The organism is Hydrobacter penzbergensis, from assembly GCF_900106985.1.
GTDB classification, from domain to species: Bacteria; Bacteroidota; Bacteroidia; order Chitinophagales; family Chitinophagaceae; genus Sediminibacterium; species Sediminibacterium magnilacihabitans.
In genome coordinates, this window is sequence record NZ_FNNO01000001.1 from 652,319 (window position 1) to 666,120 (window position 13,802).

Consider the following 13,802-nt stretch of genomic DNA (forward strand, 5'->3'; position numbering starts at 1 on the left):
ATTATTTTTTTAAGGATGAATAATGTAATCCAAACCCGAAAGGATACAATGGATCCTTGGAGTCATGGGGCAGGTCTTCTTTCTGATTACGAACAGCTTCCATGGAAGAAGGCAGTTCAAAAGGCAGTTTACCACCCGGGTGGTATTTACCAAAGACCACATCGAGAACTGCGGCGTCACTTGCACCGAAATCTGCCAGCAGTCCTTTGGCCTTGGCGCTGATTTCCGGTATCACGGCCGGGCGGTCGAGAAAAATATCCACGATCGTAGGCACTGTATTCAGCAAATGAAGGATATTATCTTTCACCGCTCCTTTGAAATCGAGATCGCCATGATGGAACATTTTAGCCAGGAAATTGGCAGTGTCGGCTGGCACCCAGGGTGTATTCAGCCGGATGATCGCCAGATCGGCCTGTTCAGGTTTTTCTACCACTGTACCATATTCCGCAGCTACTTTGGGGTCGATGTGCTCCACATAGATTTTCAGCTTTCCTGCTGTTAAAGGAAGGGTATTAGATTGATTCTTCAATAAGATCATGGACCTGCGCTGGGATTCATCGCCGAGTTTGCGGAAAGCCTCTTTTCCTACGATCTGTGTGGCTTTCTCCACATCTACATAAGGATTGTCAAAAAGTCCCAGTTCGAATTTCTGTCGTAATAATCTCTTTACAGAAACATCGATCCGGCTTTCTTTGAGCTTACCTTCTTTCACCAGTTGAATAACGATCTCCGGCAGGTTTTCTCCGCCGAACTGGTCTACGCCGGCATTGATGATCTTCAATACCCTTTCTTCTGCGGATAAATTCTCAACACCCCAGGCGCGCGCCGGCCATACATAAGAGCCGATATGCGCATCTGTGACCAGACCCCAATCGGTACATACCACGCCATCGTAATGATATTTGTTGCGCAATAAACCTGTGATGATCGCTTTATTATAAGAGAAGCCTACATTCTCATCGGTCTGGTTCATCGGTACGCCGTAATAAGGCATGATGGCAGCCGTATGGGCTTTGAAAGCGGCTTCGAATGGGATCAGGTGATAATTGAAATTCTTACCGGGGTACACTTGCCCTTTCTGAAATTCAAAATGCGGATCGAGTCCTTCTTTCTGAGGGCCGCCACCGGAAAAATGCTTGGTCATGGCAGCTACACTGGTGCTATTGAGTTTAGCGCCCTGCAATCCCTCTACATAAGCATAGGTCATTTTTGCAGATAGTTGTGCGTCTTCTCCAAACGTACCGCTGATGCGCGGCCAGCGCGGTTCGGTAGACAGATCGGCCATGGGATGCAACGCTTCACGTATGCCTACGGCAACGTATTCCTGTCGTACTACATCGGCAAATTTCCGGGTGAAGGCTTCATCGCCGATAGCGGCCAATCCTAATGGCTCACACCAAAGCGAGAAACCATTGGCAGCCATGGCAAAAATGCTGCTGCTGAATGCATGCCTCGGATCGGAAGCGATGGTTACCGGTATTCCTAGCCGGGTACTTTCTGCGAGGTGTTGCACATTGTTGTACCAAGTGGCCAGTGCACGGATGCCCGGTACCTGCCAGAGATTGAAATGGTTCATCATTTTTTCGCGCATCAGCTTGGGAGCCGTGGGTGCGAAAGCGAACATGCCTTGTCCGGGCTTCTCATCCAGCGAACCATCGTCGTTGATCCTTGCACCATTGATGAACAGCATACCTGCTTTTTCTTCCAGTGTCATCTGTGAAAGCAGGTTGTTCACACGGGCTTCGACAGGCTGCGTTTTGTCTTCATACACATCCATCTTTCTGTTCTTATTCAAGTCTCGGAATGCAGGCTGGGCCTGGGTAATAATGGGTTTCCAGCAAAAGGAAACCAGCAGCAGGGGTGCAGCAATCCACCACCTGAACTGCGTAGAAATGGCAAGCTGTTTCATGGGGTTATTTTTTCATTGCGTCGTTATGACACAATGATAATCATTTCTGATCCAATTTCAAAATTGTTTGGCAGGAAGGTTTCGCTTATTTTCGAAGTGGTATGCGAACACTAAAGAACATTCGTGAGTTTATGGAAAAGGGTGGCAAATTGTTCCATCCGGGCCTTTCGCTGGACTGTGTGATCTTCGGTTTTCACGATAACCAGTTGAAAGTATTGCTGCTCAAAATGGAGCACACCGATCACTGGGCCCTTCCGGGGGGATTTGTTTATAAGGATGAGACGCTGGAGGCGGCGGCAACAAGGGTATTGCAGGAACGCACCGGTATCAATGATATTTTCCTGCAACAGTTTCATGTGTTCGGCGACCCTGCCAGGTCGGACCGGAAATACCATTCAAACCGGCTGAAAAAATTGGGCATAGAGGCTGAAAAAGACCATTGGTTGCTGAACCGTTTCATTACCGTAGGTTTTTATGCACTGGTTGAATTTTCGCACGTGACCCCCACGCCCGACAATACTTCTGTTGCCTGTGAGTGGCAGCATCTCCACAACATCGGCAACCTGTTTATGGATCACAGGCAAATCCTGGACAAAGCATTGGAGACCCTGCGCCAGCAATTGAACTACCAGCCGATCGGTTACAAGTTGTTGCCCGATAAATTTACCATGCCTGAATTACAAACACTATACGAAACCATCCTTGGTAAAAAACTCGATCGTAGAAATTTTCAGCGGCGCATGAACAGCTATGGCATCCTGCGAAGGTTGAAAGAAACACGAAAGGGCGGCGCTCACAAAGCGCCCTATCTTTATTCATTCAATTTGCGTAAATACCAACAAGCCCTGCTGGAAGGATTGCAGGGAGGATGGTGAAGCAAACTAAAAACAAAGTATGTCGGCCCCTATTATCAAAGCAGTCATTTTTGATCTCGACGGAGTGATCATTGATTCCAACCCGGAAATTGAAAAATTCTGGCACCGATGGGCTGCCAGGGAAAATGTAGCGCTCACAGATGAATTGGTGCGCATGCACATCCATGGCAGGAAAGGTACTGAGACCATCCAGGTTTTGTTTCCTCATGTTACCGAAGCTACCAAACAAGCCATCAGGCATGCAGCCGATGCGCTCAACAATGAAATAAATCCGGCCGCCATTACAGGTGTTGTATCATTCATCCAGTTCCTTCGCAAACAAAAAATCACCACCGGGGTAGTGACCAGTTCCCACAAAAGCCGCATGGTGCAGATGTTGCAAAAGCATGGGCTGGAGCAATCATTTATTTCTTTTGTTACGGCGCATGATGTAACAAAAGGCAAACCCGATCCTGAGCCTTACCGGAAAATGGCTGAGCAGTTGAACCTGTCTCCTGCTCAATGTCTTGTCTTTGAAGATGCCGTGAGTGGTATCCGTTCAGCGGTTGCCGCCGGTATGCATGCCATTGGCATCGGCAATGCTGCGGCCGAAAAAGGATTGCTGGCCGAAGGCGCTGTGCTGGTGATACCTGATTTCACACACCTGCGTTTGTCAGAAACATCACTGGGTTTGCCCAATGGTTTTTCTTTTCAATGGGATTGAAGACAGTTTTATTTCAACAGTTTATCTACTACCAAAGCGCCTACTTTTTTACCGGACTCGGCGCCAATGTCTACACTATGACGGTAATGGATACCTCCGTACACACGGCTGATAGAAGCTTCTGCCGCTGCATCCTGAAATGAATTGAAATGACGTTGCATACCTATGTAATGCAAGTCGCTGGTATCCTGGAAAGCAAAATGATCGCCATACAAAGCAGTGAGCGCTGTTGCCGCCGATGCAGTGATGGTACTGTGCCCGCTGGTATATTCCGGAAAGGGCGGTGTTTGCAGGAACGGAACCCAGTTCCTGTCGATGAATTCATTGATCACGGTAACCGGCCGGATCACATTGCTGCGATATTTCTCATCCCAGCACGAAATAAATGCATCATACAAAGCAATGGCCGTAAGCGCGTAAGACTTAGCTGTTTTAACAGCATCGGCATGCGATTGTTTTGCTGCAATTGCTGTAATGCCCATCCAGTGACCGGCAGGCGTGATCTTTTTATTGCCGAACATCATGTGCCCGGAATGTTCTATCACGAACGGATTGTCATCCCAATACCTGGCAATGGTCTTTTGTTCGCCTGTGAGCGTCTTTCCAATCGTATACACTTCTTTATTGGCCCTGAAGAAAGCGCTGTTGGTATCTGTGCTATATGCAGGAGGCCGGGGCGGCATGAACTGTGCAGCGGAGTCCAGCACCAGGGGTTTCATGGTATTCCAACACCATTCTACGCCATCCATATAATCAGGAGGCGTTGGGCGCCATTTGCCCGGCGCATTGCTGCCGAGGAATTTGGGTTTGCCTCTCGACTTAATATACCCGTCTGCATTAGCCCTCTCCAACACTGCTTTACCAACCGCTTCACCAAAAGCAACAGAGCGTTGATACGTATCTGCATCCATACGGTCTTTGAAATCGTTGAAAGTAGTTTCTTCGAAATGCTTTAATGAATCCAGTGAAAACACCACTTTGTGCACCACCGTAAAAAAGGCTTTGGTGGCCGCCAACGTGAAGTTGTAGTTCTTGTTTTTTTCCGGTTCAGGCATAGGCTTAAATCCACGCAAACGGGCAGTCAGCGATGCATTCCCTGGTTTTGCATAGCGGATGGCTTCATAGGCGGCCAACGAAGAATAAACATAAATACGGCTGCTCACCGGAGGAGTAAACACGTCATAGATAATGATCTGCGTAAGCAAATCCTGGCTGTTGTGCATTACCTGGGCATCATCCATAGGTTTTTGGGATTTATTTCCGCAGGCAGTTACCAGTGCAATGCACACGCTTGTTATCAGGAATAGTGATATTAATTTTCTTGACATAAACAGTTTGTTAAAGAGGAACTGAGCGTGTCTTCCCCATATTGTCAGTAATAATAACGGATTGAACATCGGCCTCAATATTCAGGAACCTGGCAGATTGTGAGAGGAAAGAAATGCCATAGCCAATTTCCCTTTTTTGCTTTTTCCCGTTTTTGTATTGAATAACAGCAACTGCATCATTGGGTTGCAGCGCCACGCAACGAACGGGTTGTTTTTCTTCAAAGACTTTCAAAGGCCCCCTGTTCTGCGTGGCTGCTACCAGGCATTTACCGGAAGCTGACCGTAGTTTGGCCAACGCTTTACCGTTGCCGGGTATGAAAATGCCGCTCTGCAAAATAGACATCGGCGCAAAATCTCCTTTGCCGTTTCCTTTCAGCAGCAAGCCGTTTAAAGCATCATAACGTCCTACGGAAACCTCCGTACCATAATCGTTGCCATTGATCAAAACATCCAGGTTGCCGTCTCCGTCGAAATCTTCTACCAGCATGCCATTCAGCACAGAGAATTGCGCCTGGGCTGGTAAAGGATGCAGGCTGAAATGGCCATTACCTTCATTTTTTACAAAACAGGAATTGAATTGGTTGGCATGTAGTATCAATGCTCCCTGCAGTTGTTCTTTGGTGAACAACTGGTCCATAGTAGCGGTAGCAAATGATTTGTAGTTCTGGAATTTGTTCCGCATACTGATCATTTGCTTCACTACATCATCGCGCGTTTGAGCCGGGAATTCTTTACGGGTAGTATCAGTGATGGTAGCCGGTAGGTAAAGTGAACAAAAAGCATCCAGGCTACCGTTGTTGTCAAAATCCTTTGCATAGATAGAAACAGGATATTGTTCTGAAGCGCGGTAAAAAGAGTTTTGACCCAGATTGCCCACGATGTAATCCATCCGGCCATCGTTGTCAAAATCACCGGCTGTAATGGTATTCCACCAACCTAGTTGGTTGTTGATGCCAGATTGCGCAGATATATTGGTGAAGACACCCTTATTATTTTTCAGGAAGGTCAACGGCATCCACTCTCCTGCCAGTACCAGGTCTGGCCATCCATCGTTATCAAAATCTGTGAAAATCGCGTCGCACACCATACCAATGTTGGTGAGATCTTTGGCCACCTGTTGGGTAACATCGGTGAATTTTACATGACCATCTTTGGAGTCGTTTCGATAAATAAAACTGGAAACAGGTTTGGGATAATTCCAGGGATCAACACGCCCGGAAATGAACAGGTCCAGGTCACCATCTTTGTCGTAATCAATAGCCCTGACACAAAACTTGCTGGTAAAATTTTGTGGAAGTGCCGATATATCTAGTGTGAAGTTTCCTTTACCATCGTTGATATAAAGCCTGTCCTGGTATGCGGCAGTACCAGGCTGGTTCTCGTATCCGCCGCTGGCAATATACAGGTCGAGGTCACCATCGCCATCGGCATCAAACAAGAGCATGCCCATATCTTCTTCCTTTTTTTGCGCGGCATCGCTTCCGGGCAATAAATCACGCTGTATAAACCGGCCGTTGGATTGTTGCAGGAATAATTGTGTGCGATAAGTAAAAGCGCCTCCGCATATAATATCGTCCAGGCCGTCTCCATTCACATCACCTGTTGCGAGTGCAGGTCCGTATTCAGAGAGCTTATGCGGTAATAATTTTTGGATATTGAAATCTATAAAATCGCGCTCCTGGTGAACATATTGAATGCCGGTCGCAGTTGTTATCTCTTTGAACAAAGTGTTTTTCGCCAGTACTTCCCTGGCATCCTGACTATTGCTTTGTGCATTGGCTATGTTGATCTTCAATAACTGATCGGCGCTTACATTGGTTATCCATTGTTCTTTTCTATTAGGCCATCTAACAAGAACCGAATCCACTTTATTCAAAGCGCCCAATCCAAAATGGGCGATATCCTGAACAGATGAGAGATAACCCCTGTAAGGTGTGTTTTCCCATACCTGTTTTTTTCCATGATCGTAATGTATTTCTATCCAGGCGCCCAGACCGTTCTTATTCAGGCTGTCGCCTGTTAATTGAACCTGCAAGTAATGGCTGTTCTCTTTATTCAACTCTCTTGCATTGTTCCTGTATATAGCAGCGATATCATTGATATTATTGATGACCATGTCAAGATCGCCATCATTATCCAGGTCAACATAAACGGCTCCATTCGAGAAAGTAGGTGTACTGAGTCCCCATTTGTCAGATACATCTGAAAAGTGCAGGTTGCCATTATTTTTGAAAGCATAGTTGCGCAATTTAACTTCCGGTATCTGTGATAAGATTTGCTGTTTCGATGTAATGAGATAAGCTTTATCTCTGAATACACTAAAATCGTGATCGGTAATGTCTTTAGGAAATCCATTGGTGATGATAATATCACGATTACCGTCGTTGTCAAAATCAGTAACCATTGGGGTCCAGCTCCAATCCGTTTCGGCAATACCGGCGTAAAAGCCTATCTCACTGAAAATGGGAACACCGATGGAATCATTCTGACCTACCCTTCGCCCCTGATTGAGCTGTAAGGTGTTTCGTACGTACTGGTAATTATATCCATACAGATCAGCATTCAGGTAGCGTTGGTAACTATTGGCCGACAGCATCATTTTCTTACGGTAATTGTCTTCTGGATTCATATCCAATACTACCACGTCTACCAGTCCGTCGTTATTGATATCTGTTACATCATTGCCCATGGCATTGGCAGAAGTGTGTTTGAAATAAGTAGACAGTTGTTCTGAAAAAGTACCATCGTGGTTGTTGATCCAAAGTAAGTCATTGGTCACAAAATCATTGGTTACATAGATGTCCTTCCAGCCATCATTATTGATATCCATTATATTAACAGAATGTCCATATCCTTCCGTTTGAATGCCAGCTTGTTTAGAAACATCTATGAACACAGGATGTTTCAAAGAGTCATTCCATTCATTTCGATAAAGTCTTCCTGTGCTTGGATTGGAGCCATCTTTTAACACCGCTCGGAAATTATCAGGATATATCTGCTTTTGAATTTCGTTCACTACAATATATACGTCCAGGTCACCGTCATTGTCATAATCAAAAAAGGCAGCATGTGTACTATGTGTAGTATCAGCTAATCCATATTCTTTAGCCATTTCCTTGAAATAGGGGACACCATTTTTATCAACTCCCTGGTTTATGTATAAGAGATTCTCTCTTTCATTAGGGTTATTTTTTAGTGTCGCACAAACATACATATCCATCCATCCGTCGTTATTGATGTCTACAACAGCTACACCTCTACACCATTTCCCATTCCCAGTTACACCAGCTTTATCGGTTACATCATCGAATTTAAAATCTCCTTTATTGAGGTAAAGTTTGTTGGAAACAAGGTTACCGGTGAAATAAATATCCGGCAACCCATCGTTGTTGAAATCCCCGATGCCTACACCACCACCGTTGTACACATTTTCAATATCTATCTCATTGATGGAATCTGTTTCAATAATCTTGTTATTGAAGTACACGCCGGAGTGGGTGGCAGGAACGGGGACAAACAGATTTTTCTGGCGGCAAGCCAGCAAGCTGAAGCAGCAACAAATGTAAGCAGCAATTCGGTATAGGGTCATAGATACTGCAATATAACAAAATTCAGAGGTAGGTCAATTAGACATTTATCTCTAATTTTAAACTGTTTACAACTTAGTACTTACAAAAAAGTTAATGATTCAAGATGAAAAATAAATTAATACTAATATCTGTTTGTTTTTTGGCTGTGGTACAGCAAGGCATGACACAAACAAAGATATCAAAGCCAAGAGTTATTATTACAACTGACGGCGAAGTAGACGATCAAGATTCTTTCATTAGATTTCTGCTTTATACAAACGAATTTGACGTTGCGGGCTTAGTATATTCCAGCTCTCAATGGCATTATGCCGGAGATGGAAAAGGGACTGTTTTTATCTCAGAAATGCCCATTACAGCAAAGCTATATGGGCAGCGTACTGAACTTCGTTGGCCGGGCACAGACTGGATGCAGTACTTTATAGGGCTGTATACAAAGGTTTACCCTAATTTGACAAAGCATGCTAAAAATTATCCTGCTCCTAATGACTTGTTAGCTAAAGTAAAAGTTGGAAATATCAACTTTGAGGGTGATATGAAATTCCCAACAGAAGGTTCTGATTTTATTAAAAAAATTCTGCTGGATGAAAAGCCCGGACCTGTTTATTTGCAAATTTGGGGTGGCACCAATACCGTAGCCCGTGCCTTGAAGTCCATTGAAGAAGAGTACAAGAGTACTTCAAATTGGGATGCTATTTATAAAAAAGTTTCTCAGAAAGCAGTTCTTTATACTGTGTTAGACCAGGATGCAACATATCAAAATTACGTAGCTCCTAACTGGCCAAATATCAGAGTGATTTATAATTCTACTCAGTTTGGTTGCTTAGCTTATCCTTGGCCGAGGGTTGTGCCCGATGCACTAAAATCTTATCTCGGAGGGCCTTGGTTTGCAAAACACATTAAGTTCAATCATGGTCCCTTATTAGAAAAATATTTCCTTTATGGAGATAATCAAAAAATACCTGGTGACCCGGAACATACACAAGGTAATCTTGAAGAAGCTAAAAAAAGCGGCTTTATTCAATATGATTTTATTTCAGAAGGAGATTCACCATCCTTTTTCCATTTCTTAAATGTCGGCTTGCGAAACATGGAGGATGCGTCATATGGTGGTTGGGGAGGTCGCTTTACACGATCGGAAAAGAATCCTACACGATGGGAAGATGGTCTAAGTTCTGCTGATTATAATCCTTACACATATAAAGAAGACCCAACATATTCACAAACCCGTTGGATAGATGTACTTCAGAACGATTTTGCAATGCGTGCCGACTGGTGTGTGAAAAGTTATAAGAAAGCAAATCATCCGCCTGTTATTGCATTAAAAACTGCAAAAAATATTTCAGCGAAACCCGGAGTAGTTATACATCTAAGCGGTTCAGCAAAAGATCCTGATGGCAATAAAGTAATTTACAAATGGTGGCAATATAAAGAAGCTGGCACTTATAATAAAACCATTGAGATACAAAATCCGGAGAATGCGGATGCGTCTTTCATTGTGCCTGCGGACTCTAAAAAAGGAGAGACAATTCATATTATTCTCGAAGTGAAAGATAATGGATCACCACAGTTAACGCGATATCAAAGGGTTATTATTACAGTGTTGCCTCAATAACGTAGACGCCGAGTGCAGGCTTCTCACACGCACCTATATATATTCAACACAAAGAATTAAAAAAGCTTACCTCAAAAGCAAGTCTTTTGAGGTAAGCCCTAAAAATCATATTTTGAAAAAATAAATAAGATCGATTATTCTATATTCAAAGAGTATGTCATTTTTTGTACCTGAAGTGAAATTAAGTAGCTCTTATTGTTTTACCATCTCAAACAATTCTTTGTCAAGCTGTGGTTTTACCACGCATTTATTATCAAAGTGCATGGTGGAAGTATTGATGGCATTATAAGCAGGCCATGCAGGCAGATCCTTATGACCGGGGTTACCGTTTCTTGCAAAACTTATCCAGGCACTGCTCATTTTATCTGCCAGCGCAACCGCATCTTTATCACCTCCCGTCATTTCTGCACAGCGGTGAATATTATTAAATACAAAAGGCAGTTCCATACAGTGAACAGCTTTATATTTTCCATCCATTACAGGTGATTGCCAAGTAAATAAATACATATAAACCGGCGCAGCATTTAAAGCAGATTTTTCATTAGCCTGGTAAACGGCCCCGGGGCGAAACGTAATATCAATATCCAAAAGATCAGAAGGTTTCGTATCATCAGGGTACGCTTTTTTTACAGCGGCAATGTAGGCATCTGCATTATTGCCTCTTTGTTTTTTTATTACATCGTTTACCTTTTCTAATGTGGCCGTGCTTAAAGCAATGTTCATAAAAGGCATAAACTCATTTTTAGTAGTACCTATAAGCAAAGGAACATTTTTAGATAGTTCGAATGCTTCTTTTGAAAAAAGCTGGTAAGGTAAATCTTCACCGTCATTACTTGGACCCCAGCTTAATCCAAAACCAATAACAGGCTTTCCTTCCGCCTTCATTTTATCAGCGACTGCTTTAAGCGCCTTTTTTCCTGCATCAGCTAATTGTGTATATGGAATTTTTTGCAGGCTGTCAACTTGTGAAGGTTCAATATTCAAAGCTTTCAAAACTTCAGCAGCAATTTCCTGTGTGGCTTTTTTATCAAGCGCAGCCATTCTAAATGAACCACTTTGATTTATGGCTTTATGAAACAAGCCTTTTGCGGCAGGCATTGCCATCAAGGTGTTTACTTTTGCACCTCCGCCCGATTGGCCAAAAATGGTAATGTTGTTTGCATCGCCGCCAAAATTTGAAATATTATCCCTCACCCACTCCAATGCTGCTTTAATATCCAATATGCTTGCGTTGGCAGAGTGTTTGTATTTTTCACCATATGCCGACAAGTCTAAAAAGCCAAGTATATTAAGCCGGTGGTTTATTGAAACCACTACCACGTCTCCTTTTTTGGCAAGGCTTTCCCCATCGTATGACGGTAGTTCCTGCGAAGAGCCTGCTGTAAAACCACCACCATGAATCCAGAACATAACGGGCCTTTTCTTTCCGTCATTAATACCAGGCGTCCATACATTTAATACCAGACAATTTTCGCTGGTATATCCCCAGTCGTGATGAAAAATGAATTCACCTTCGTCACGCACAGAGGTTGTCGGATCAATTAAGGGTGCTACCGGCCCGTACGTCATTGAGCTGCGTACGCCATCCCATGGTTTTACTTTTTGCGGCGCCTCAAAGCGCTTAGCCTCTGCATATGGAATACCCTTGTAAGTAAAAACAGTGTTGTTAACGTAACCACGTACTTTACCCGACATTGTACTTACAACTGCAATATTTTCACCCGTTACAAGTTGGGCAACAACTTCAAGTCTTATAGCGATACAACAAACAAAGAAAATTATTATTTTTTTCATAATAGCAATTTTACAAATTGAAAGAATTAGTATTAATGTTTTAGCATATCAGCTAATAAATAAAGGCTGCGTTGTTAAGAAAAGATTGATTATGTACAAAGCAAATCAATAAACTGTGTTAAGAAAAAACCAAAGAGGTATAAACAATGAATATGTATTGTACCTGTAGATAAAAATAAGAACCATTTGGGTAGATGGTTCTTATTTTTTACTTGTTGGCTTTTGTTTAATAGCCAAATGTTATCTGCTAGTACCCAGGATTTTGTTTTACGCCAGGCATGTTGGCTATAACATCCGAAGGGATAGGATAATATTCATGTTTGCCAGCAACAAATGTTGCACCTGCAAGTGTGGTAGGGCGTCTTCCACTTTCAACTGACAGATATGCATTCATCTCAGTAGCAGCTATACCCCATCGTACCAGGTCAAAGAAACGATGTCCTTCCATGGCTAACTCTAATTTTCTTTCAAAACGAACTGCTTTACGAGCTGCTACCTGGTCTACAAAAGGAACTGTGTATAATCCTACATTGTATGTGGCATAAGTTGCAGTAGTTGCCGGTTGGTTGTAAGGCGCTGCATTTGAAGGAGCAAATGCTGCCGCCCTTGCTCTTACCATATTAATATATGTTTGTGCTATAACAAGGCTTCCCGCCTCAATTTCGGCTTCAGCTGCCATTAACAATACATCTGCATAACGCATGATGTTATAGTTTAAAGCATTTGCACTAAAGCCCCAGCCTACTTTACCGGCAGTAGAACCTTCGTCGGCTTTAAAATATGTATTCTTTTTCGGGCTGTACGGGCCACCATATGTTACATCACGGATCCAGTCACGGCCTGGATGGTTACCCCAATCATGATAAGGAACGCCTCTGCGGCCAACTGACCAGTCTAAACGAGGATCAAGGTTTCCACTGTATGGAGTAAATGGCTGGCTTGACAATAACGCTTCATCACTTGTTACATTGGATGCATTATACGTATCAGGCATTGGCAAACCTGTTGCATCTGTTTCAAATGAGTTAACCAATGCTTGAGATGGCTGAAAGAACCCACAGCAACCACCTGGTTTGCTGCCACCGCCATGAGGATAGTTTAGAATGTTATCAAAGTTAGCGTTGGTGGTAGATCCATCACCATAAGAAAATTGAATGGCAAAAATAGTTTCAGAATTATTTTCTTTCTTTACCACGAAGTTATCCTGGTAATTACTTGTAAGGGCATATTTGACACCTTGTGCATTTTTTCCGTTAGCAATAATAGTGGTAAACAATGCTTTGGCTTCAGCAAATTTCTTTTCAAACATATATGCTTTGGCTAAATAACAGGCAGCAGCCCATTTATTAGCCTGGCCTTTATAAGGCTTTACCTCATTAAGCGTGTTATAAGCAAATGATAAGTCAGCTTCAATTTTTGGCCAAATATCAGTTGTATTCGTAAGCCCTTTATGGTCTGTTACAGTTTCATCCACCCAAGGAACATTGTTCCACATTTTTTTAGCTTCAAAAAAGTGGTGAGCCCTGATAAACTTTGCTTCTGCCTCAATCTGCTTTTTATCTGCATCACTCATACCGGTAACTTTAGGCAACATTTTAAGTACAGCATTTGCTTGCCCAATACCATCGTAACATCCGTTCCATTTAGCAGAAACAATTGGGTTTGCAGGAGTTAATTCAAAACGCATAATTGGGTTATCGTCTGTACGGTCTGCTAATTCAGTGCCTTTGTAAGCATCACCTCCAGCTATGCTTCCCCACTCCCAGTTACTGGCGCTTGCAGATATTACACCCTCGGGCCCGCGTAATGTTGCATAAGCATTAACAAGCATTCCATTTATACCTTTTGCGTTAGCCAGTTGACTTTCGTCATAAACACCTTTTAACGGTGGATTTAAAAACTTTTTACATGCAGTAAATGCAGCTATGGCAACCATCATTACTGCCGATACATATATTATTTTCTTACTTTTCATAATACTCAATTTTAAT

At 43.1% G+C, this 13,802-nt stretch carries 8 protein-coding genes; 3 read left to right on the forward strand and 5 right to left on the reverse strand.

All coding sequences use genetic code 11. The features are described from left to right. Position 1 precedes the first annotated feature (1 nt). Positions 2-1,909, reverse strand: coding sequence for a glycoside hydrolase family 3 protein (locus tag BLU98_RS03010; RefSeq protein ID WP_257574669.1), 1,908 nt, complete (start codon positions 1,907-1,909; stop codon positions 2-4). A gap of 101 nt (positions 1,910-2,010) precedes the next feature. Here BLU98_RS03010 and BLU98_RS03015 point away from each other — a divergent pair, with 101 nt between their 5' ends. After that, on the forward strand, positions 2,011-2,784 hold the full coding sequence (locus BLU98_RS03015) for an NUDIX hydrolase (protein WP_092721793.1): 774 nt from the start codon (positions 2,011-2,013) through the stop codon (positions 2,782-2,784). A 19-nt stretch (positions 2,785-2,803) separates the two neighbouring features. Continuing rightward, positions 2,804-3,487 (forward strand): HAD family hydrolase, encoded by a 684-nt coding sequence (locus BLU98_RS03020; RefSeq protein ID WP_092721795.1) that lies wholly within the window; start codon positions 2,804-2,806, stop codon positions 3,485-3,487. Between the two features lie 8 nt (positions 3,488-3,495). Here the strand turns inward: BLU98_RS03020 and BLU98_RS03025 are convergent, their stop codons facing one another. Together BLU98_RS03025 and BLU98_RS03030 are read right to left on the reverse strand one after the other, a co-directional pair. Further along, the gene (locus tag BLU98_RS03025; protein WP_092721797.1) at positions 3,496-4,815 is read right to left on the reverse strand and encodes a vanadium-dependent haloperoxidase; all 1,320 of its coding nucleotides are present in this window, start codon (positions 4,813-4,815) and stop codon (positions 3,496-3,498) included. Between the two features lie 10 nt (positions 4,816-4,825). Further along, entirely contained in the window at positions 4,826-8,404 is a 3,579-nt protein-coding gene (locus BLU98_RS03030) for a CRTAC1 family protein (RefSeq protein ID WP_092721799.1), read from the reverse strand. A 104-nt stretch (positions 8,405-8,508) separates the two neighbouring features. Here BLU98_RS03030 and BLU98_RS03035 point away from each other — a divergent pair, with 104 nt between their 5' ends. Beyond that, positions 8,509-10,017 carry a DUF1593 domain-containing protein gene (locus tag BLU98_RS03035; RefSeq protein WP_092721801.1) on the forward strand — a complete coding sequence of 503 codons (1,509 nt, stop codon included), beginning with the start codon at positions 8,509-8,511 and terminating at the stop codon, positions 10,015-10,017. A gap of 192 nt (positions 10,018-10,209) precedes the next feature. Here BLU98_RS03035 and BLU98_RS03040 read toward each other — a convergent pair whose 3' ends face one another. Together BLU98_RS03040 and BLU98_RS03045 are read right to left on the reverse strand one after the other, a co-directional pair. Then, positions 10,210-11,811, reverse strand: a complete 1,602-nt coding sequence (locus BLU98_RS03040) for a carboxylesterase/lipase family protein (protein WP_092721803.1) — start codon at positions 11,809-11,811, stop codon at positions 10,210-10,212. A gap of 247 nt (positions 11,812-12,058) precedes the next feature. Continuing rightward, entirely contained in the window at positions 12,059-13,786 is a 1,728-nt protein-coding gene (locus tag BLU98_RS03045) for a RagB/SusD family nutrient uptake outer membrane protein (RefSeq protein WP_092721805.1), read from the reverse strand. Positions 13,787-13,802: the final 16 nt, after the last annotated feature.